Below are 19,777 nucleotides of genomic sequence, written 5' to 3' on the forward strand. Positions count from 1 at the left end.
CTGTGCCGACCGATGAGTTTTCGCCGCCCGGCGAGTCCCATCTGTGTCATCGTCGTGGCCGTCGGCACAGGAGGAACCCATGACCCAGTTGGTGAAGGTCCAGAACTTCAACGTCTCCAGCGACGGGGTCGGTGCGAGCGAGAACCAGTCGCTCGAACACCCTTTCGGTGACGCGGTGGACCCCGGGCGACTCTTCGCCTGGGCCGGTGCGACGGCAAGTTGGCCGAACCGCACGGAGCCCGGCGGCACCCGGGGCCTGGACGACTACCTCACCCGGGACTTCGCGCACAACATCGGCGCCGAGATCATGGGCCGCAACAAGTTCGGCCCCCAGCGCGGGCCTTGGGCCGATCACGAGGAGTGGCAGGGCTGGTGGGGCGACGAACCCCCCTTCCACACACCGGTGTTCGTGATGACCCACCACCAACGCCCCTCCCTCACCCTCTCGGACACGACGTTCCACTTCGTCGACGGCACCCCGGCGGAGATCCTCGCGGAGGCGAAGAAGGCCGCCCAGGGCAAGGACGTCCGCATCGGCGGCGGTGTCTCCACGGTCCGCCAGTTCCTCGACGCCGACCTCGTCGACACCCTCCATATCGCCGTCTCCCCCTTCGAGTTGGGCACGGGGCTGCGCCTGTGGGACTCCCCGGACGACCTTCTCGACCGCTTCCACCTGGAGGTCGTACCGAGCCCCAGCGGGGTGGCGCACCACCTGTTCTGGCGGAAGTGAACCGAGCCGCCCCCTCGCCCGCCCGGAAGAGTTCGGAAACCGAAAGGCATGTCTCACGGGAGCACCGATAGAGTCACCCTGAGTAGCTACCCATACGATGAACGAGTCGTTCGTCGGCGGGTCGGTGCGACGGGAGGGGGAACCGGTGCGTGACGCGGAGAGTTCGGGCGGGACGTTCTTCGACGGGATGAGTCACGAGCAGATGCTGGCGTGGCTGGATCAGGCGAACTCGGGTGTGGTGTCGAGCGCCGCGACGCGCCTCGTGTCGGCCGCGGCGGAGATCCTGAGCATCGCGGAGGAGTTGAGGGTCCGTCCGCAGTGGGTGGCGTGGAAGGGGGACGGGGCTGACGCGTTCCGTACGTGGGCTTCGGACCTGGCGAACGCGACGCTTCGGCTGAGTGACTTCAGCCAGGAGTCGGGGACGTGGCTGTCTCAGGCGTCCGATGCGATCTCGCTGGCGCAGTCCTCGATTCCCCGTGATCTTCCCTCGGCTACGGCGAACCTCGCTGCCGCCGACTCGGCCCGTAATGATCCTGATGCTGCGGGCATCGCGTCCAAGTCCTCTGCTGAGCTTGCGGCGTTGGCTGCGGATCGGGAGAAGGTGCGGTTGGAGGCGGCGTCGCAGATGACGAAGCTGGCGCAGTCGTATTCGTGGTCGGCTGCGCAGTTGAATGCGTTGGAGCGGCCGAAACTTCCGCCGCCGCCGAAAGCGTTCCTTCCTGATGACGTCGGAAAGGTTGATGTCAGCACTGCTGACAAGACCAACCTGGGTGGCCTCTCAGGCATCTCATCCACGGCTGAACCCGGTCGCCTGTCCGGAGGAGGCAGTTCGGCTGTCGCTTCTCCTGCGGGGCGTGTCTCCGACACTCCCGTGGTCCAGCCGCGTGTCTCGGGTGAGACCTTGTCTCCGGTGCGTACGGGTATCGATTCGGTCGGCACCTTTCCGACGCAGACTCCTCCGGTGGAGGCTCCGCGTGTGCCGGTCGATCCGGGTGCGGTGAAGGGGGCGGGTCCTGTTCCCCCGTTGTTCGGTGGTGGGCAGGTCCTCCCGGTCAGCAGTCCGGCGCCGCAGGGGCGTGCGTCCGGTGTGGGCAGGGTTCCCCTGTCTCCGGTCGGTCAGGGTCCGGGTACGGTCTTCGGCCGCACCCCCGGCGTCCCGGGCGTCCCGGGTGGTGGCAGCGGCATCATCGGTGGCCGTCCGGTTCTGCCGTCCGAGGGCTGGCCCACCGGGGCCATCCCGCGCGGGATGGTCGTGGGCGGGGAAGGTACGCCCGTGCGCGGTCCGATGGGGCCGATGGGCCAGACCCCTGGCATGGCGAACCCCGTCGGCCGGGCGGCGGGTGCGTCCTCGGGTGTTCGTCCGGTGTCTCCGGCGGGTGGTGTCGTCGGTGGGCGTCCGGTGTCCGGCTCCGGCGTCGTAGGAGGCAACTCGGCTCAGCAGTCGGGGCGTTCGGGCGGGCGTGTGCCGGGTTCCGGGGCGATCGGGTCGGGTTCCGCGGCCGGGACGGGGCCACGGAGTGCGATCACGGGTGGTACGACCGTCCCGGCCCGCTCCGGCGAGGGCCAGGGCGCGGCGGCGGGTTCGGCGTCACGTTCGCCCCAGTCGACTCCCGGCCCGCACACGAGGGCCGGCAGCAACCGGCCGTACGGTGTGACCGAGGACGAGGAAACCTGGCGGCGAAATCAGCGGCCCACCGTGCCGCCGGTCGTCGACTGACGTGTGTCCGGGATGAGGGAGAACGAAGTCCATGGGTAGCGGTAGTACTCGACGCGAGGTCCGTCGTGTCGCGGCGGCGACGCTGCTCGGCCTGCTGCTGACCACCGCTGCCGCGACGCCTGCGGTCAGCGCTGAGACAATCCGCCAGGAGCAGTGGTACCTCGACCGGATGCAGGCCGAGGGCATGTGGAAGACCAGTACCGGCACGGGCGTCACCGTCGCGGTCATCGACACGGGCGTAGATCCTGCCAACCCCGACCTCGTCGGACGCGTTCTCCCGGGCAAGGACTACGCCACGGACCAGTCGGGCGACGAGCACACGGACTACGACGGTCACGGAACCGGCATGGCTGGGATCATCGCGGCGACGGGCGCAAACGGTGGTGGCCGGGGTTCCTTCGGTCTCGCCCCTGGAGCCAAGATCCTGCCGATCCGCCTGCCCAAAAGTGGCGTGGCAGCCAACTTGGCCGAAGGGGAAAAGGTCTTCAACGAAGCGCTGGCTCCCGCGATCCGTTACGCCGCCGATCATGACGCGAGGGTCATCAACATCTCCCAGGCCGTCCAAGGCGACACACCGGAAGTGGTCGATGCGGTCAAGTACGCCTTGAAGAAGGGTTCGTTGATCTTCGCCGGCGTCGGCAACGACGCGCAGAAGGGCAACTTGCCGATGCACCCGGCGGCCACCCCCGGAGTCGTCGGTGTCGCAGCGGTCGGCAAGGACCTGCACCGAACCGACTTCTCCCAGTACGGCCCCCAGGTCGACATGGCCGCCCCCGGCGAGGACATGGTCCACGCCTGCGGCGGCAAAACCGGTCTCTGCACCACCACCGGCACCAGCGACGCCACCGCCCTCGCCTCCGCCAGCGCCGCCCTCATCTGGTCCGCCCACCCCACCTGGACCAACAACCAGATCCTCCGCGTCATGCTCAACACCATCGGCGGCCCCACCGACGGCGCCAAACGCAACGACGCCATCGGCTACGGCATCGTCCGCCCCCGCATCGCCCTCCAGAACCCCGGCGACCCCGGCCCCGCCGACGTCTACCCCCTCCCCGACCTCGCCGAAGCCGCGAACTCCGCCTCCCCCACACCCTCCGCGAAGGCGAGTGAGCCAGCGAAGGCCGCCGCCACCCCCAAGAACGACAACAGCACAACCCCCTGGCTCGGCATCGGCCTCGGCACAGCCGCCCTCGCAGCAGCCGCCCTCGCCACAACAGCCGTCGTACGAAAACGACGCACCGCAACCACCCCACAACAACAGCCCCACCCGGCAACCACACCACAAGGCTTCGGCCCACCCCCCACCATGCCCGGCCACATCCCCCCACCCCCGAACCAACACCACCACCCCGAAGCCCCCTGACTCTCTTCTCGGGCGCCCAAGAGGAACCCTTTCCAAGGGCAGTTCGGCTCGGCGGAATCGGCCGAGCAGGAAGCTCGTGGCGGGTCGGGACGGCTGCCATGGCCGGGCCCCGGAGGGCGGCGTGTGCGGGATCTTGAGGTCGGGGGCGGGGCGTGGCAGGCTCGGGGCGCATGATCGATGAGTTCGCGAAGGGCAGTCTGCATGGGAGGCTGCGGCGGGATCGTGAGGCGTTGCTCTGGAAGCTTGACGGGTTGGCCGAGTATGACGTGCGTCGGCCGCTGACGGTGACGGGGACCAATCTGCTCGGTCTGGTCAAGCATGTGGCAACTGTCGAGGCCCGGTACTTCGGTGAGGTCTTCGGGCGGCCTTCTCCGGAACCGCTGTGCAGGTGGCAGGAGTCCGACGGCGGCGATCAGTGGGCGACCGAGGACGAGACCCGTGAGCAGATCGTCGGGTTCTACCGGCGTACGTGGGAACACTCGGACGCGACGATCGACGCGCTTCCTCTTGACGCGGTCGGCCATGTGCCGTGGTGGCCGGAGCCTCATGCCGACACGAACCTGTTCGCCGTCATGCTCCATGTCCTCGGCGAGTCCATCCGGCATGCCGGGCACGCGGACATTCTGCGGGAGGGGCTCGACGGGCGGACCGGGTTGCGCGCCGAGTATGAGGGGCGGGTCGATGAGGGGGCGCGGGCGGATCACTGCGCGAGGGTCGAGCGGGCTGCGAGGGCGGCTGCGGCGGTCAGAGGGTAGGGGGGCAGGGGGTAGAGGGGGCAAGGGGTAGGGGAGTTGGCTGGTCCGTCGCCGCGTGTATTCCGGCGCGCGGATTCGGACGGGGGGTGCCGGGTGGCCCTCCGGTGGGGGAGGTTCTTCGAGTCGTGGGGAGAGGGGGAGTTGGCGGAGGGGTGGGCTGCGGACGGTTCCACAGCCCTGGTCCGTCCGCGCCTCAGAGGGTGCCGGTTTTGAGGGCGGTGAGGAGGGTGGTGAGGGCGGGGTGGGGGTAGAGGATGGCGGGGCCGTGGGGGGACTTGCTGTCGCGGACGGCTATGAGGCCGTCGTACGGGGCGAGTTCGACGCAGTTGCCGTCGCCTCCCGATGCCGACGCCTTCTGCCATGCGACATCGATCGTGGATGCGTCAGCGATGCTGTACTGCGACATTCCTAGCCATCCTTGCGGTAATCATCGAGGTGACGCTCGATCAGCTTCAGCGACTCCGGCCCTCGGAGCGAGTCTGCCATCATCAAGTGCCTGAACAGCCTGCTGTATTCCTGCACTTGCTCGGTCTCCTCCAGGAACCTGGTGCTGAAGAGGCCCTCCAGGTAGACGACGTCGGGCTCCCAGCGCTGGGGGAACGAGAGGATGACGAACGGTCCGAACAAGGCCCCGTGCGACGGTGATTCCTCCGGCAGTACGTGGATGTTGATCGTGCCGGGGTAGTCCTTGGCCAGACTCAGTAGCTGTTCGAGCTGGCCGGCCATGACCTCGGGGCCGCCGATGACATGTCGGAACACCGACTCCGAGATGACACCCCAGAAGACCAAGGGGCGAGGGCGGTCGAACACCTCACGCCGCTTGTCCCGGATCTCAAGTCGCTCTCGGCGCTGGTCCTCGGCCATGTTGGGGAACTGCTGGTCGAGGATGGCCGCGCCGTACTCGCGTGTCTGCAACAGCCCGGGAATCAGCATCGTCTCGGCGTTGTACATCTCCGCCGCGTCCGACTCGTAGCCGATGAAGTCGGCGTACAGAGGGCTCACGACCGAGCGGATGTCCGTCTCCCACCCCCGGACGTTCCCTCGCCGCCGCAGGTCGACGACGTAGCCGCGCAGGCTCCGGTCCTTGACGTCGTAACGGTCGAGCAGAAGTTGCAGGTCGCTCTCGCTGATTCCGAGCTGGCCGGACTCGATGCGGCTCAACTTGGATTCGGGCCAGCCGAGTTCACGGCAGATGACGGCCTGGCTGCCCTTCCTGCCGCCTTCCCTCAGACCGCGAAGGATGGACCCCAAACGGACCTGTCGCGCGGTCGGCTGCTTCATCCGGTTCGTCGCCATGGCTCACGCCCCCCTTTCCAGGTCTGACCAGCGATAGCAGACGCCGGAGCGCTCACACACCATACAACTCACCTACCACTCGAACGGGCGAACTTCCTCTACTGGCTTGTGCAACCCAACCATCAAGCTACAACCTTGCATCACTCACTCGGTGCCGTGCCGCCCGAAGGGACGTCAGCCATGTCCGAAACGTTCGCCACCTTCCACTACCCCACCACCAAACTCGCCGCCACCCGCGCCCGAACCGACTGCCGCAAATTCCTCCTCACCTGCGGCATCCCCGTGGACGACACCTTCACCGACGAACTCGTCCTCGTCGTCGACGAGTTGGTCACCAACGCCGTCACCCACGGCCGCGTGCCCGGCACGACGGGGCGTCAGGTTCGGCTCGGTATCGCCCGGGACGGCGACCTCTTTCGCGTCGAGGTGCGGGACACGCAGAGCGACCGGATGCCGCAACCTTGCAAGGCCGACGCGGACGACGAGGGCGGACGCGGACTCGCGCTCATCGACTCGCTCGCCACCTCCTGGGGAGTCGTCGGCGAGGTCATCGGCAAGACGGTGTGGGCCGAGAAGACGCTCACGTAGGACCTGCCGCGCGGCCCCCCGTCAACGCGCCGCAGGCAGAGGTTCCCGGTCACCCCCCGCTCGGCCGGTCGAGCCTCCGTCGGCACCTCGGGCGGTCCGCCCCGCCCGGGGTGTCGGCGTCACGAACGCCCCGACGACCACTCCGGAGCCGTACGCCATGGGACGCCTGCTCGCAGCACTGCTTTCGTACCGACGCCGCCGACAGGAGCGGCGGCACGGCCGTACCCGTAGTACCCGCACCACCCCGTACGTCCACGACCCCTACGTCTCCCCCCTCCTCACCCTCGGTCACTCCTCCCTACAACCCCTCCCATTTGAACGCATTACCCCCACCATCCGTGAAACAGGACAACCGCACACCCCCGGCGCCCCACCCCACCCCCCGGTGAGGCGCCCCGGAACGACAGGGGACCCCACGGTGACGACATCCCCCGAACCCCCCGAGGACCCCCCGCACACCCGCGCGGCGAACCTCTACCGCGACTGGCTCGTCCACGCCGCCTCCTGCAAGGGCACGTGTCGCATACAGGGTGTGGACTGCGAGGAGGCCCGTCACCTGAGGGAGGAGTACCGCGCGGCGAGCGACGCGGTGAGGGCATTTCCGGAGGGGTGACCCGCCCCCTGACGCGGGGATGAACAACGGCTCCCGGTATCTCCACACGACCCCCACCGGTTTACTTGACTTACGCAACCTCAATCTGATTGCGTAAGTAAAGCAAGTAGATGACGCGCTGAGTCTCGACCCCACACGAGAAGCAGGAGACGCCCATGAACCGCGCCCTGATCGTCGGCGCCTCGGCCGCCGGGCTCGCCGCCGCGGAGACGCTGCGCCGGGAAGGCTACGAGGGGACGATCACGCTGGTCGGGGATGAACCGTACGACCCGTACGACCGGCCACCCCTGTCGAAGCAGGTGCTCGCGGGCGAGTGGCCACCGGAGCGGGTGAGGCTGCGTACCTCTGAGGAACTAGGGGGCGTAGAACTGCGGCTGGGCACCCCGGCGACCGCGCTGGACACGATCAACCGGGTAGTACTTCTGAGGGACGGGACGACCCTCCCGTACGACGGACTCGTCATCGCGACCGGCGTCCGGCCGAGAAGGCTCGCCAGCGCCAGCGCCGACACCGGCACCGGCACCGGCACCGGCACCCCGCACGTGCTGCGCACCCTGGACGACGCCCTCCGCCTCCAGGCCCGCCTCACCCGCGGCCGGCGCCTCATCGTCGTCGGCGCCGGATTCCTCGGCGCGGAGGTCGCCGCCGTCGCCCGGAAGCTCGGCGTGGAAGTGATCATGCTGGAGCCCGCCGCCGTACCGCTCGCGCATGCCGTCGGCGAGGACGTCGGCCGCGTGCTGACCGAGGCCCACCGCGAGCACGGGGTGGACCTGCGCTGCGGGGTCTCCGTGACCGAGACCCGCGAGGGAGGGGTACGGCTCGCCGACGGGACGGAGATCGAGGCGGACGACGTCCTCGTCGCGATCGGGTCGGTGCCCAACACGGAGTGGCTGGCCGGGAGCGGGCTGACGCTGGACTCCGGCGTGGTGTGCGACGAGTACTGCGCCGCCGCGCCCGGCGTCTACGCCGCCGGTGACGTCGCCCGCTGGCACAACCCCCTCTTCGGCACGCCGATGCGCATCGAGCACCGGACGAACGCCGCCGAGCAGGGCATGGCCGCCGCCCGCAACCTCCTCTCCCCCGACGCCCCCAAGCCGTTCGCGCCGGTGCCGTACTTCTGGTCGGACCAGTACGACATGAAGGTGCAGGCGTTCGGTCACCTCCGCGAGCACGACGAGGTCGCCGTGGCGGACGGCTCCCTCGCGGACCGCCGCTTCATCGCCGCCTACCGCAAGGGCAACCGCCTCGTCGGCGCGCTCGGCGTCGGCATGCCGCCCAAGGCGATCCGGCAGTGGAGACAGTCCATCGCCGTCTCGGCAGGGTGGGACGACGCGGTACGCCCGTCGTCCGCCTGACCCGGCCACACCGGACGCCACCGACACCGGACACCGGCAGCCAGACGCCGGGCACCGGAAGTACTACGGGGCCTCATACCCGTACGCCCCGTAGTACCCCCATCTCCCGCACACCCCGTACGACCAGTACGACCCGCACACCCCACCCCGTAATACCCGTAATACCCCCACCCCCACCCCCTCCTCCCCCACCTCAAGGAGCCCCCCCATGACCACCACCGACGACCACTCCCCCACTGCCCCCTCCTACCCCTTCGACCAGCCCCAGGCCCTCCAGCCGCCCCCCGAGTGGGCCGAGGCCCGTCAGGGGTGCCCCGTGGCCCACGTCCGGATGGCCAGCGGGGACGTCGTCGGCCTGGTCACCGGGTACGACGACGCCCGCGCCGTCCTCTCCGACCCCCGCTTCAACCGCCGCCTCGACAAACCCGGCGCCGCGAAGACCTCGAACACCGAGGACGGCGGCCTCTACAGCCGGGAGAACGAGACGACGTCCGAGATGATGGGCGAGGGCCACCGCCGCTACCGGCGCCTGCTGACCTCGGCGTTCACGGTCAAGAAGATGGAGCTGTGGCGCCCCCGCATCCAGGAGATGACGGACGAGCTGCTCGACGACATGCTCGCCAAGGGCGGCCCCGTGGACCTGCGGACGGAGTTCGCGCTGCCCCTGCCCGTAAGGGTCATCTGCGCGCTGGTCGGCGCCCCCGCGAGCGACCAGGACCGGTTCTCGCACTGGTCCGAGGTCATGATGACGACGACGAAGTACACGCAGGCCGAGGTGGACGAGGCGCTGCGGGAGTTCCGGGAGTACGCCTCGGCGCTGGTCGAGGAGAAGCGGGCGGACCCGCAGGGCGACCTGATCAGCGAGCTGACGCAGATCTCGGACAGCGAGGACGGCCGGCTCAGCCACGCGGAGCTTGTGCAAACGGTTGTGGGCCTGTTGCTGGCCGGCCACGAGACCACCTCGAACATGATCGCCAAGATGACGGCCCTGCTCCTCGCGGACCGCGCGCTGTACGAGGCGATCGTGGACGACCCCTCGCTGGTGCCCGGAGCAGTCGAGGAGTCGCTGCGGCTCGACCCCGTGGGGGGCCTCGGGATTCCGCGGTTCATCACGGAGGACATCGAGGTCGGCGGGGAGCCGGTGGCGGCCGGGACGACCCTGTTCGTGAACCTCAGCGCGGCCGACCGCGACGAGCGCAAGTTCCCCGACGCCGACCGCTTCGACGCCCGCCGGGCCAACGCCCAGCAGCACCTCGCGTTCAGCGCGGGCCCGCGTTTCTGCGTCGGCCAGACCCTCGCCCGGGTCGAGCTCCAGGTCGTCCTCGCCAGCTTCGTACGGCGGCTGCCGGAGCTGCGGCTGCGTGACGATCCGGCGGCGCTCAGCATCCGCACCGGCGTGGTCGCCACCGGGCTGGACGAGCTGTGGGTCACCTGGTGAACCGCGCACGGCCGACGCGCTGATCCCCCCGACCCACGACCCCCACCCCACCCCACCCCGTAGTACGACCCGTAGTACCAAGGAGCCACCGACATGAAGATCACCGTCGACGAAGAGCTGTGCTGCGCAAGCGGTCTGTGCACCGTCCAGGCCGGTGAGGTCTTCGACCAGGACGACGACGGCATCGTCGTCCTCCTCACCGAGGCCCCGGACCCGGAGCACCACGACGCCGTGCGGGAAGCCGCCGCCGTCTGCCCGGCCGCCGCCATCCGTCTCACGGCGTAACCGGTTACTACCTCACCGCGGTCGCCCGCCGCAGCGCCTTGATCGGATGCCACAGCTCCATCGACCCGTCGGTCCGCCATATCAGCCCGTCGGGGTGGTGGAGCACGGCCGTGATCTCGTCCGGCGTAGGGGGTGCGGTATTACCTCTCAGGTACACCGCGCGCAGTCCGTTGTTGCGCAGGCGCGTGAGGGCGCGTGCCCGGTTCGTGGCGTGGACGAGAACCCGCACGACAGCGTCCGCGGCGGCCGGGCTGGGCAGGTTCAGAGCCACCACGACGGTGCCGCCGGGCAGCTTCGAGAAGCCTCCTGTGGCCATGCGGTCATACCCCCGTACGGGTCGGCGCCGAGGTCGGCGTCAGCGTCGGTGTCAATAAGGCGTGCACAGGAGGCACCTAAACACGATCGGCGGCAACCCGCCAGGGGGTTGCCGCCGATACGCTTCTGACCTGCGGAAATGCTGACTACTTGGTCGAGGGACCAACCTTCAGGGTGACCGTCTGACCGCTCAGCGGCTCGTTGACGATCTTGATCGAGGTGTTGGTGTCAGTGACCTTGACACCCGCGAAGGGGCTCGACTCGTCGTAGTAGCTCGACTTGCCGTCGTCGAAGACCGGGACACCGGGACGGGCCTTGATCGTCGTCGGGACACCCGCCTTGTGGAGGGTGATCCGGTCCGTCGGGTACCAGCTGAAGGTGGAGTCGAACGCCTGGATGCGGTTACGCATCAGGGTGCCGTCGGACCACTTCAGCGGGGCGGAGTGGGCGTCCACCGGAAGGACCAGACCGGTGCCCGGGTGGGCGCTGGTGTTGTTGTCCCGCTGCGAGGTGTCCCACTTCCAGATGAGCAGACCGTTCTGGTACGGGTAGTGCTCGACCCAGTCGGGACGGGTGTTCGTGAACCCGAAGTTGTACGGGCCGACCTTGAGGGTCTTGTCGTACGACACGTACTGGCGGTTCTCGGCGATGTAGTACTGCGCGTAGGTGTCCTTGATGGCCGCGCCGACCCGGGAGAACCCGTTCGCGGTCCACGCGGCGTCCGCGCTCTCCACGTCGTCGGAGAAGACCGTCGCGCCGTCCGCGGTGACCTTGATCTCGTCCGCGGTGAAGCCCTTGAGGGCGACGCCGCCGTCCGTCTGGTAGCGGAAGCGCAGCGAGATCTGCTTGCCGGCGTACGCGTCGAGCGAGAAGGTCAGCTTCTGGTGGGCGTCGACCGAGCCGGTCAGCGCCGGACGGCCGCTGCCGTCACGCGGGATCGCGGTGCCGTCGGCGAGGGTGCCGTCGACCGGGGTGTAGCTCGCGCCGCCGTCCGTGGAGACCTCGACGTACGCGTAGTCGAAGTCCTTCTCGATGTCCCACCAGGCGTCCAGGGCCAGGGCGGCCGAGGACTTGCCGGTCAGGTCGACCGAGCGGGTCAGGGTGTTGCGCAGGTCGTCACCGCTGCCGCTCCACCACTGCGTCGCGCCCTGGGCGGGAGGCACGATCTCCGTCGAGACCTCCTTCTCCGGGAGTTGGACGACGACGGCCTGCGGGTTCTTCGTGTTGTACTCGGCAACTCCGAGCTTGTGCGTCGACTTGACGCCCGCCTTCGCCACCTCGTAGTCCAGCCAGCCCAGTTGGAGCTTGTCCCAGGCGTTCATGTCGCCGGGGAGGTCGCCGATCTGGGTCTTGCCGGTGCCGAGCCAGGAGCCGGACGACATCAACGTCCAGAAGCCGGTGGAGTTTTCGCCGCCCGCGGTGTCGTACAGGTCGGGCAGGCCGAGGTCGTGGCCGTACTCGTGGGCGTAGACGCCGAGTCCGCCGTTCTCCGGCTGGATGGTGTAGTCGCCGACCCAGACGCCGGTGTCGCCGATCTGGGTACCGCCGAGCTTGTTGTTCGCGGGACCGGTGACGCCCTCGTCGGTGGAGAAGGCGTACCAGCGGTGCGCCCAGATCGCGTCGGTGCCCTGCGCGCCGCCGCCCGCGGACTCGTCCTCGCCGGCGTGCACGATCTGGAAGTGGTCGATGTAGCCGTCGGGTTCGTTGAAGTTCCCGTCGCCATCGAAGTCGTAGCGGTCCCACTGGTCGTACTCGGCGAGCGTCGACTTGATGACCGCGTCGGAGACCCCGGCGGCCTTCTGGCCGGCGACCCACGCGTTGACGCCGTCCTGAACTGCGTACCAGGCGCCCTGCGGTGCGAGGTTCGAGCCGTAACGGGCCTCGTTGTAGGGGACCTTGACCCAGTCCTGCACGGTGCCGTCGACCGAGTAGCGGCCCGAGGACTGCTTCTCGTAGTACTTCTTCACGGAGGCGTTGCCGTTGCCGAAGTACAGGTCCTGGAAGTGCTCGCGGTTGTAATCGGCCTGCCAGGCGGTCGAGTTGTCGACCGCGCGGTCCGGCTGGGCGATCTGGTTGTGCAGCGGACCGGGGGTGCCGCCGTAGCGGGGGTCGGTCTGGTCGCCGAACTCGACGAGAATCGTGAAGATCTTGTCGGTCTTCTCGCGGCCCAGCTCGACGTACTTGCTGTCGCCCTTCTTGCCCTTCAGCTGCACGACCTTCGAGCCGTCGCGGTTCTTGACCGCCGCCTCGCCGGATATGACCTGCTTCAGGGCCTCTTCGCGCTGCGCCGCCTGTGTCTTGCTGAGCGGGCCGTCGAAGTCGTGTTCCTTGTTCGCGACCGGCTGCGGGTCGTGCCGGTCCACCGCCGGGGCCGCCGCAGGGCCGTTGTCGGCCGCCTGAGCCACGGCGAACGTCGAGAACGTGGCCGAGGCCGCCGCGAGGGCGACGGTGATGGCGGCCGTTCTGAACGTCCAGGATCTACTGGTCACTTCTTGTCCTCCCCTGCACGCGCCCGCTCCGTGCAGGGGGTGACATGGGCATGACATAGGACATGCCGGATCTGCGCACGGGGATACGCGTGTTAGCCAAGTGCCGTCATTTGACTACTGGTTGAGAAGAAAAGACAGACCTTGACTCGACCATGGAACGTGCACTATTGGGAGCTGGCGTTCGCATTGCGGACACATGAACTTCACAACGCGGGCGCGCGCCCCGGCCTCGCGACCTGTGGCCATGACTCCGTGCGCCCCCTGTGCTCCGGGCCCGTGGGTCAGGTCACGCTTACCTTCCGTTCCGCTCGGGCATGCACGCGAATAGAGTCGAGATCTCCCCCGCATCCGAGGACACGATTGCCATGCCTCGTCCGACTGTCGCACAGCTCACGTACGGTACTTGCACCGTCATTCTTTCGACGCTGGCCATGCTGCTGCTGTCAGAGACCAGTTCGGGTCCAGGTGTCGCGGTGATCGCCGTCGCGGCCCTCGCCCTCGGCCTGCTCGTCGCCCTGACGGTACCGGCCAGGGCCTCCCGCACGGCACGGACCGCCTCTCCGGTGGTGGCCCGCTCCGCGGCCGAACGACCGGCGAAGGAGCCGGTGGCACCCTAGATCTTCCGTACGGCAGTTCCTCCGTACAGCACAGTAGAGGGCCCGAGTCGAGACACTCGGGCCCTCTACTGTGCTGTACGGGGCGGCAGTTGGCGCCCGTGGCCTCAGACGCTCACGACGACCGTCTTCGCCGCCTTGTCGTGCAGGCCCTGTTTGTAGGGCTTGTCGAAGTAGCTCCAGCCGCCGGAGATCGCGGTCCACACGCAGGCGCAGCAGAACGCGAACGGAATCCACAGGACCGCCGCCCTCGCGAGCGACGTCTGCATCGAGGGGGTCGAGCCGTTGTCCAGGTTCGCGACCCGCATGCCGAGCCACTTCTTGCCGAGGGTCTGGCCGGTGCGGGCGGTCAGGACGGTGTCGTACGCCATGTAGAGCACCGCGGCGACGAGCGACTGCCACAGCGACCTGCCGTAGTTCACGTCGTCGCCGCTCACGTCGTACTCGTTGACCCGCAGCGCCCAGGTGAGCAGGGCGACGACCACGCCGACCAGGATCATGTCGACGATCCTCGCGAGGGTGCGCTTGCCGCTCGGGGCGAGCGGGGGCATACCTGAGAGGGGGTCGTTGCCGTGGGGGGCGCCGCCGTACGGGTCGTTCCCGTAGGGGCCGCCCTGGTAGGGGGGCTGCCCGTAGGGCGGGGGCTGGTTCCCGTAGGGGGAGCCGTACGGGTCCCCCGAGGGGGGCTGCTGGTTCCCGTACGGGCTCCCGTAGGGGTCGCCGCCGCCTGCCGGGGGCTGCTTCCTGAACGGGTCGTCTTCCGGTGGCTGTCCGCCGGAGCCGGGTGGCGGTTCGGAGGTCATGGCCCGAGTGCACCGCGAAGCGCCCGGCTCCGCATCCGGCGGAAGGCCGTACGAGGGACCGGGTCGGATGGGCCGTACGCGGTAGGGGGTCAGCCCGCGACGAACGTATGTGCGGCCTTGTCGTGCCAGCACTGGCGCCACGGCTTGTCGAACACGCACCACAGGACCCCTACGACCCCTACGACCAGGAGTCCCGGGACGCTGTAGACGAGCCAGCGGCGCAGCGCGGCGCCGAAGCTCGGGGGTTCGCCGCCCTCGATGTCGCGCACCTCCAGGCCGCACAGCTTCTTGCCGAGGGTGCGGCCCCATCGAGCGGTGGGCAGCGCCTCGTACAGGACGCCGAAGAGGAGGAGGACGGCGAGGACGATGCCGAGGTAGCCGGCGGTCGTGCCGTCCAGGAGCCAGACGGTGACCGTGCGGCCGGAGAGCTTCGCCTCGTCGATCTTCGCGTTCACGTGGTCCAGGGCCTTCGTGCCCAGCGGGACCGCCGCGGCGCCGGTGACGGCGGCGAGGACGAGGGTGTCGACCAGGCGGGCGGCGAAGCGCTTGCCGAGGCCGGCGGGGCGGGCGGACGCCTGGCGGCGGGCGGCGGCCTGGAAGACGTCCTCGACCGGGGGGCGCCAGGGGGTGACGGCCTGCGGCTGGTCGTCGGCGGCGAGCTGGTGGACCTGCTGGGCCCAGGAGTGCTGGCCGGGGGCGGCGGCGGGGGGCGGGGAGTCGTCGGGCCGGTCGAGGAAGGCGGGGGCGGGGACGGTGATGCCGGGGGGACGGGAGGGGGCGGGGGTGCCCTGAACGCCGGGGGCACCGATCGCGCCGGGGGCGCCGGAAGTATTAGGGGTACTAGGGGGTGCCGAAGCCGCGCCGCCGGGGCGGGACGTCGTCGTACCACCCGTACTACCCGTAGTACCCGCGCCACCCGAACCACCAGCACCGGCACCACCGACCCCACTGCCCGTGCCCTGCGCGGCAGCCCGTGCCGCCGCCGCCTTCCCCGCGCCGAACCCCGGCTTGGCCGGAGCCGTGCCCCCGGACTGCTCCCCCGTGCGCGGGCCCGGCGCACGGAAGGTGACCGTCCCGTGGTCGCCGTCCGGACCGGACGCGTGACCGGCGGGTGGCTCGGCGGACGCACCGGGGCCGGCGGGCCGCTCGGGTGCCCTGGGGTCCCTGGGCGCGCGGGGGTCGGGGGTCTGCGGTGAGCCCCAGGAGACGCGGCGGTCCTGGTCGCCGCCGAAACCGGACTGGCGGGCGGCGTCGGCGGCCCACGCGGAGGCGGGTTCGGCCGGGACGGGGTCCTCGTCGAAGAAGTGCGGGCCGGTCTCCTCGACCGCGGGGACCGGCCGGGCCGGCGCGCCCGGCGGGGGTGTGAGCGGGCGGCCGTCGGACGGGGCCGGGCGGCTGGTGCCCGGTACCCAGGCGGCACCGTTCCAGTACCGGACGTATCCGGGGATCGACGGGTCCGGGTAGTAGCCCTCGCGGGGCCTGTCGTCGCCGGGGGCCGGAGTTGGGGCGCTCATGTCCGTCGTCCCGCTATCTGCTCGGAGGTGGGAGGGGGCCGTCCGTCCATCTTCCCGGACAGGTCGTCCACGAGATGGGTGAGGGCGTCCACATCTACCAGAACCGCGCGCGGCCCAGCACCAGTCCGTCCGTACCGGTCCCGTTCCGGCCGGGCTCGCACACCGTCTTCACCCGTTCGGAAAAAACTTCTCCGAACCCGCGTAATGCTCCGCCGGAAAGCCGCTCTCTCCTCGCGCGGGCCCACTCCGGGGCCGCACAGAGAGGAGTACGGACATGCAGCCCACCGTGGTCGAGCGTGAACTGGAACTCAAGCTGATCCTGTCGCCGGAGCGCAGCATCCCGGTACCGGCACGGCTGAGCTACCGCTCGGACGACCCCTTCGCGATCCACGTCACCTTCCACATCAACTCCGCCCTGCCGGTCAACTGGACGTTCGCCCGCGAGCTGCTCGTCGAAGGTGTGTTCCGCCCCTGCGGCCACGGCGACGTCCGGGTCTGGCCGACGAAGGTGGACGGCCGCAGCGTCGTGCTGATGGCGCTCAGCTCCCCCGACGGCGACGCCCTTCTCGAAGCGCCCGCCGCCCAGATCTCCGCCTGGCTGGAGCGCACCCTGAGGGTGGTCCCCCCGGGCTCTGAGGGCGAGCGGCTCGGCCTCGACGACGGCCTCGCCGAGCTGCTCGCGGTCACCCCGGCCGACGACCTGTGGCTGCGCGACCCGTGGCCCTCGGACGAGTCGAAGGACGGCGAGTGAGCGGGGCCGCCCTGCGGCCCGGCACGTCCCTCTCCAGACCTACGGGGTCTCCCTCAGTACCTGCGGGGTACCCCTCAAGTTCTACGGGTCCCCCCTCCGTGCCCACAGGTCCCCCCTCCGTGCCCACGGGTCCCCCCTCAGAACAGCTTGCCCGGGTTCAGAATCCCCTGGGGGTCGAAGACCTCCTTGATGCGGCGCTGCATCTCCAGTCCCACGGGGCCGAGTTCCCGGGCGAGCCACTCCTTCTTCAGGATGCCCACGCCGTGCTCACCCGTGATGGTCCCGCCGAGCTCCAGGCCGAGGGCCATGATCGCGTCGAAGGACTCACGGGCGCGCCGGGACTCGTCGGGGTCGGTGGCGTCGAAGCAGACGGTGGGGTGGGTGTTGCCGTCACCGGCGTGGGCGCAGACGCCGATGGTGAGCTTGTGCTCCTCGGCGACGCGCTCGACCCCTTCGAGGAGGTCGGCGAGGCGGGAGCGGGGCACGCAGACGTCGTCGATCATCGTCGTCCCCTTCACCGCCTCCAGCGCGTTGAGGGACAACCGGCGTGCCTGGAGGAGGAGTTCGGACTCGGCGGCGTCGTCGGCGGGGACGACCTGCGTCGCGCCGGCGGCCTCGCAGAGCAGGCCCACGGCGGCGAGGTCGGCCGCGGGGTCGGCGGTGTCGAAGGCGCACAGCAGCAGCGCCTCGGTGCTCTCCGGCAGCCCCATGTGCGCGAGGTCGTTGACGGCCTTGACGGTCGTACGGTCCATCAGTTCGAGGAGGGACGGCAGATGCCCGGCCTCCATGATCGCGCAGACGGCGTCGCAGGCGGCCCGCGCGGAGGCGAACTCGGCGGCGAGGACGAGCTGTTGGGGCGGCTGCGGCTTCAGCGCGAGGGTCGCGCCCACCACGATCCCGAGCGACCCCTCCGAGCCGACGAACAGCCGCGTCAGGTCGTACCCCGCCACCCCCTTCGCGGTACGCCGTCCGGTGGACAGCAGACGGCCGTCGGCGAGGACGACGTCGAGGCCGAGGACGTACTCGGCGGTGACCCCGTACTTCACGCAGCACAGCCCGCCGGAGGCCGTGCCGATGTTGCCGCCGATCGTGCACATCTCCCAGCTGGAGGGGTCCGGCGGGTAGTACAGGCCGTGTTCGTTCACGGCCCGGGAGAGCGTCGCGTTGATCACGCCGGGCTCCACGACGGCGATGCGGTCGACCGGGTTGATCTCCAGGACGCGGTCCATCTTGACGAGGGAGAGCACCACGCAGCCCTCGGACGCGTTGGCCCCGCCGGAGAGTCCGGTTCTGGCCCCCTGGGGTACTACGGGTACCCCCAGCTCGGTGGCGACCCGCATGACGTGCTGGACCTGCTCGACGGTCCGGGGCAGGACGACGACCGCGGGGGTGCCCGCCGGGCAGAAGCTGGCCATGTCGTTGGCGTAGGAGGCGGTGACGTCGGGGTCGGTGAGGAGCGCTTCGGCCGGGAGGCCGTCGCGGAGTCGGGCGAGAAGACCTTCGGAACGGCTCATGATCACAGCGTCGCACCCGGGGCCATCGGTGTGAACCCCGCCGCGCAGGCCACCGGGTGACGTGATGTGTTCGTCGTATGGACGCACAGTAAGCGCATGCACAACCCTCGCGTCACGGACCACGCGGAGAACCCTGCGGAGCACCCCGTACCCCCCGTACCCCCCGTACTCCCCGTACTCCCCGTACCTCCCGTACTCCCCGTACTTCCCGAGCACGACCGGCACCCCCCGTACCTCGGAGCCACTCCCCGGCGTCTGCGCCCCCGGCTCCTCAAGGTCCTCGCCGGCTGTCTCACCCTCACCGGCGGGGTCCTCCTCTTCCTGCCCGGCGAGTCCGCGAAGGTCCACCGGGCCCCCGCGCCGGCCCCCGGCGCCCAGGCACACACGGCGGTCACGACCGGCATGGCCGCCGCGCTGCCCGACCTGACAGCGCTCATCGGCGAGCGGGAGGCGTTCGTGCGGCGCCATCCGGGGGACGCGCCCGCGTGGGCCGTGCTCGGTGCCGCGTACGTCGAGCGGGGGCGGCGGACGGGCGACGCGACCGTCTACTACCCGAAGGCCGAACACGCCCTGCGCACCTCCCTGCACGCGGCCCGCACCGCCGACGCCCTGACCGGGCTCTCCCAACTCGCGGTGGCCCGGCGGGACTTCCGGGGCGCGAAGGAGTGGGGCGAGGCCGCGGTGAAGGCGGCCCCGAAGCGCTGGCCGGCGTACGGCCCGCTGATCGACGCGTACACGGGCCTCGGCGACTACAAGAAGGCCCGCGCCACCCTGGAAAAGCTGACGGAGCTGCACTCCGGGCCGGCCGTGAAGGCGAAGGCGTCGGCGGTGTACCGGGACCGCGGCTGGCGCGAGGACGCGGCGGCCGTGCTGTACGACGCCTCGGCGAACGCGAACTCCCCGGCCGAACAGGCCGCGTTGCTGGAGCAGGCCGGTCAACTCGCCTGGGAGCGCGGCGATCTGCCGGACGCGCTGCGCCACTTCCAGGAGGCCGTCCGCCTCGACCCCGACCAGCGCGCGGCCCAGGCCGGCCAGGGCCGGACACTCGCCGCGCTGGGTCGTACGACCGAGGCGCTGGCCGCCTACAAGTCGGCGCTCGCCGGCCAGCCGCTGCCCGAATACGCCCTGGAGCTGGGCGAGTTGTACGAGGCGCTGGGCCTCGCCGAGCCCGCCCGCGCCGAGTACGAGGTGCTGCGCGCCCGGATCAGGCAGGACGGCGCGGCCGGGGTCGACAACGAGTTGCTGCTCGGCCGGTTCGAGGCCGACCACGGCGATCCCGAGGCGGCCGTGACGCGGCTGCGCGCGGAGTGGCGCCGTCAGCCGGGCATCGCGGTCGCGGACGCGCTCGGCTGGGCGCTGTACCGGGCGGGCGAGGCCAAGGAGGCGCTCGGGTACGTGTCGATCGCGACGGACGGCACGAAGGGCGGCGGGGTGCGCAGCGCGTCGTACATGTTCCACCGGGGCGTCGTCGAGCGGGAGTCGGGGAAGGACGCCGCCGCCCGGCGGCATCTCGCGGACGCGCTGCGGATCAATCCGCGGTTCTCCCCGCTGTGGGCGCCGCAGGCTCGCGCGGCGCTGGAGGCGCTGGGTGAGCCCGCGGACGTGCCCGTGCCGAAGTCCCGTAAGGGGTAGGCGGG

General features: G+C 70.2%; 19 protein-coding genes. 12 read left to right on the forward strand and 7 right to left on the reverse strand.

The window, feature by feature from the left end; translation table 11 throughout:
• Positions 1 to 79: 79 nt before the first annotated feature.
• From ABZX85_RS26410 to ABZX85_RS26425, 4 genes are all read left to right on the forward strand, one after another.
• A complete protein-coding gene (locus ABZX85_RS26410; RefSeq protein WP_355873285.1) occupies positions 80 to 730 on the forward strand; it encodes a dihydrofolate reductase family protein in 651 nt (216 codons plus the stop codon).
• Positions 731 to 827: 97 nt separating this feature from the next.
• Positions 828 to 2,447, forward strand: a complete 1,620-nt coding sequence (locus ABZX85_RS26415; RefSeq protein WP_355873288.1) for a translation initiation factor IF-2 — start codon at positions 828 to 830, stop codon at positions 2,445 to 2,447.
• A gap of 31 nt (positions 2,448 to 2,478) precedes the next feature.
• Complete coding sequence (mycP, locus tag ABZX85_RS26420; RefSeq protein ID WP_355873291.1) at positions 2,479 to 3,810, forward strand: type VII secretion-associated serine protease mycosin; 1,332 nt, start codon at positions 2,479 to 2,481, stop codon at positions 3,808 to 3,810.
• Between the two features lie 170 nt (positions 3,811 to 3,980).
• Positions 3,981 to 4,565 carry a DinB family protein gene (locus tag ABZX85_RS26425; protein WP_355873293.1) on the forward strand — a complete coding sequence of 195 codons (585 nt, stop codon included), beginning with the start codon at positions 3,981 to 3,983 and terminating at the stop codon, positions 4,563 to 4,565.
• A 193-nt stretch (positions 4,566 to 4,758) separates the two neighbouring features.
• Here ABZX85_RS26425 and ABZX85_RS26430 read toward each other — a convergent pair whose 3' ends face one another.
• Both ABZX85_RS26430 and ABZX85_RS26435 read right to left on the reverse strand, forming a co-directional pair.
• Entirely contained in the window at positions 4,759 to 4,971 is a 213-nt protein-coding gene (locus ABZX85_RS26430; protein WP_355873296.1) for a DUF397 domain-containing protein, read from the reverse strand.
• A gap of 2 nt (positions 4,972 to 4,973) precedes the next feature.
• Positions 4,974 to 5,861, reverse strand: coding sequence for a helix-turn-helix transcriptional regulator (locus ABZX85_RS26435; protein WP_355873298.1), 888 nt, complete (start codon positions 5,859 to 5,861; stop codon positions 4,974 to 4,976).
• Positions 5,862 to 6,041: 180 nt separating this feature from the next.
• Here ABZX85_RS26435 and ABZX85_RS26440 point away from each other — a divergent pair, with 180 nt between their 5' ends.
• From ABZX85_RS26440 to ABZX85_RS26460, 5 genes are all read left to right on the forward strand, one after another.
• Positions 6,042 to 6,449: an ATP-binding protein gene (locus ABZX85_RS26440; protein WP_355873301.1), complete on the forward strand. Its 408-nt coding sequence runs from the start codon at positions 6,042 to 6,044 to the stop codon at positions 6,447 to 6,449.
• A 418-nt stretch (positions 6,450 to 6,867) separates the two neighbouring features.
• Positions 6,868 to 7,062 (forward strand): hypothetical protein, encoded by a 195-nt coding sequence (locus tag ABZX85_RS26445; protein WP_355873304.1) that lies wholly within the window; start codon positions 6,868 to 6,870, stop codon positions 7,060 to 7,062.
• A gap of 155 nt (positions 7,063 to 7,217) precedes the next feature.
• Positions 7,218 to 8,417: an FAD-dependent oxidoreductase gene (locus ABZX85_RS26450; RefSeq protein ID WP_355873307.1), complete on the forward strand. Its 1,200-nt coding sequence runs from the start codon at positions 7,218 to 7,220 to the stop codon at positions 8,415 to 8,417.
• A gap of 208 nt (positions 8,418 to 8,625) precedes the next feature.
• A complete protein-coding gene (locus ABZX85_RS26455) occupies positions 8,626 to 9,855 on the forward strand; it encodes a cytochrome P450 (RefSeq protein WP_355873310.1) in 1,230 nt (409 codons plus the stop codon).
• 93 nt (positions 9,856 to 9,948) lie between these two features.
• Positions 9,949 to 10,140 carry a ferredoxin gene (locus ABZX85_RS26460; RefSeq protein WP_355873313.1) on the forward strand — a complete coding sequence of 64 codons (192 nt, stop codon included), beginning with the start codon at positions 9,949 to 9,951 and terminating at the stop codon, positions 10,138 to 10,140.
• A 7-nt stretch (positions 10,141 to 10,147) separates the two neighbouring features.
• On the opposite strand, the gene ABZX85_RS26465 is transcribed toward ABZX85_RS26460, so the two are convergent.
• Together ABZX85_RS26465 and ABZX85_RS26470 are read right to left on the reverse strand one after the other, a co-directional pair.
• A complete protein-coding gene (locus ABZX85_RS26465; RefSeq protein ID WP_355873316.1) occupies positions 10,148 to 10,456 on the reverse strand; it encodes a hypothetical protein in 309 nt (102 codons plus the stop codon).
• A gap of 145 nt (positions 10,457 to 10,601) precedes the next feature.
• Positions 10,602 to 12,944, reverse strand: a complete 2,343-nt coding sequence (locus ABZX85_RS26470; RefSeq protein WP_355873318.1) for an immune inhibitor A domain-containing protein — start codon at positions 12,942 to 12,944, stop codon at positions 10,602 to 10,604.
• A gap of 365 nt (positions 12,945 to 13,309) precedes the next feature.
• Here ABZX85_RS26470 and ABZX85_RS26475 point away from each other — a divergent pair, with 365 nt between their 5' ends.
• Positions 13,310 to 13,561 carry a hypothetical protein gene (locus tag ABZX85_RS26475; RefSeq protein WP_355873321.1) on the forward strand — a complete coding sequence of 84 codons (252 nt, stop codon included), beginning with the start codon at positions 13,310 to 13,312 and terminating at the stop codon, positions 13,559 to 13,561.
• A gap of 104 nt (positions 13,562 to 13,665) precedes the next feature.
• Here ABZX85_RS26475 and ABZX85_RS26480 read toward each other — a convergent pair whose 3' ends face one another.
• Positions 13,666 to 14,361, reverse strand: coding sequence for an RDD family protein (locus tag ABZX85_RS26480; RefSeq protein WP_355873323.1), 696 nt, complete (start codon positions 14,359 to 14,361; stop codon positions 13,666 to 13,668).
• A gap of 89 nt (positions 14,362 to 14,450) precedes the next feature.
• Positions 14,451 to 15,875: an RDD family protein gene (locus ABZX85_RS26485; RefSeq protein ID WP_355873326.1), complete on the reverse strand. Its 1,425-nt coding sequence runs from the start codon at positions 15,873 to 15,875 to the stop codon at positions 14,451 to 14,453.
• 274 nt (positions 15,876 to 16,149) lie between these two features.
• Here ABZX85_RS26485 and ABZX85_RS26490 point away from each other — a divergent pair, with 274 nt between their 5' ends.
• Positions 16,150 to 16,626, forward strand: coding sequence for an SsgA family sporulation/cell division regulator (locus ABZX85_RS26490; protein WP_355873329.1), 477 nt, complete (start codon positions 16,150 to 16,152; stop codon positions 16,624 to 16,626).
• A 137-nt stretch (positions 16,627 to 16,763) separates the two neighbouring features.
• Here the strand turns inward: ABZX85_RS26490 and ABZX85_RS26495 are convergent, their stop codons facing one another.
• On the reverse strand, positions 16,764 to 18,140 hold the full coding sequence (locus ABZX85_RS26495; RefSeq protein WP_355873332.1) for an FAD-linked oxidase C-terminal domain-containing protein: 1,377 nt from the start codon (positions 18,138 to 18,140) through the stop codon (positions 16,764 to 16,766).
• Positions 18,141 to 18,236: 96 nt separating this feature from the next.
• On the opposite strand from ABZX85_RS26495, the gene ABZX85_RS26500 reads away from it, so the two are divergent.
• Positions 18,237 to 19,772, forward strand: coding sequence for a tetratricopeptide repeat protein (locus ABZX85_RS26500; RefSeq protein WP_355873334.1), 1,536 nt, complete (start codon positions 18,237 to 18,239; stop codon positions 19,770 to 19,772).
• Positions 19,773 to 19,777 lie beyond the last annotated feature (5 nt).

This window comes from Streptomyces sp. NPDC004539, assembly GCF_040610055.1.
GTDB lineage: Bacteria > Actinomycetota > Actinomycetes > Streptomycetales > Streptomycetaceae > Streptomyces.

Coding starts and splice junctions, on each gene's coding strand:
- ABZX85_RS26465 (WP_355873316.1), bottom strand. CDS start 10,456: ATGGCCACAGGAGGCTTCTCGAAGCTGCCCGGCGGCACCGTCGTGGTG.
- ABZX85_RS26410 (WP_355873285.1), top strand. CDS start 80: ATGACCCAGTTGGTGAAGGTCCAGAACTTCAACGTCTCCAGCGACGGG.
- ABZX85_RS26415 (WP_355873288.1), top strand. CDS start 828: ATGAACGAGTCGTTCGTCGGCGGGTCGGTGCGACGGGAGGGGGAACCG.
- ABZX85_RS26485 (WP_355873326.1), bottom strand. CDS start 15,875: ATGAGCGCCCCAACTCCGGCCCCCGGCGACGACAGGCCCCGCGAGGGC.
- ABZX85_RS26440 (WP_355873301.1), top strand. CDS start 6,042: ATGTCCGAAACGTTCGCCACCTTCCACTACCCCACCACCAAACTCGCC.
- ABZX85_RS26490 (WP_355873329.1), top strand. CDS start 16,150: ATGCAGCCCACCGTGGTCGAGCGTGAACTGGAACTCAAGCTGATCCTG.
- ABZX85_RS26500 (WP_355873334.1), top strand. CDS start 18,237: ATGCACAACCCTCGCGTCACGGACCACGCGGAGAACCCTGCGGAGCAC.
- ABZX85_RS26475 (WP_355873321.1), top strand. CDS start 13,310: ATGCCTCGTCCGACTGTCGCACAGCTCACGTACGGTACTTGCACCGTC.
- ABZX85_RS26480 (WP_355873323.1), bottom strand. CDS start 14,361: ATGACCTCCGAACCGCCACCCGGCTCCGGCGGACAGCCACCGGAAGAC.
- ABZX85_RS26435 (WP_355873298.1), bottom strand. CDS start 5,861: ATGGCGACGAACCGGATGAAGCAGCCGACCGCGCGACAGGTCCGTTTG.
- ABZX85_RS26430 (WP_355873296.1), bottom strand. CDS start 4,971: ATGTCGCAGTACAGCATCGCTGACGCATCCACGATCGATGTCGCATGG.
- mycP (WP_355873291.1), top strand. CDS start 2,479: ATGGGTAGCGGTAGTACTCGACGCGAGGTCCGTCGTGTCGCGGCGGCG.
- ABZX85_RS26495 (WP_355873332.1), bottom strand. CDS start 18,140: ATGAGCCGTTCCGAAGGTCTTCTCGCCCGACTCCGCGACGGCCTCCCG.
- ABZX85_RS26455 (WP_355873310.1), top strand. CDS start 8,626: ATGACCACCACCGACGACCACTCCCCCACTGCCCCCTCCTACCCCTTC.
- ABZX85_RS26460 (WP_355873313.1), top strand. CDS start 9,949: ATGAAGATCACCGTCGACGAAGAGCTGTGCTGCGCAAGCGGTCTGTGC.
- ABZX85_RS26425 (WP_355873293.1), top strand. CDS start 3,981: ATGATCGATGAGTTCGCGAAGGGCAGTCTGCATGGGAGGCTGCGGCGG.
- ABZX85_RS26450 (WP_355873307.1), top strand. CDS start 7,218: ATGAACCGCGCCCTGATCGTCGGCGCCTCGGCCGCCGGGCTCGCCGCC.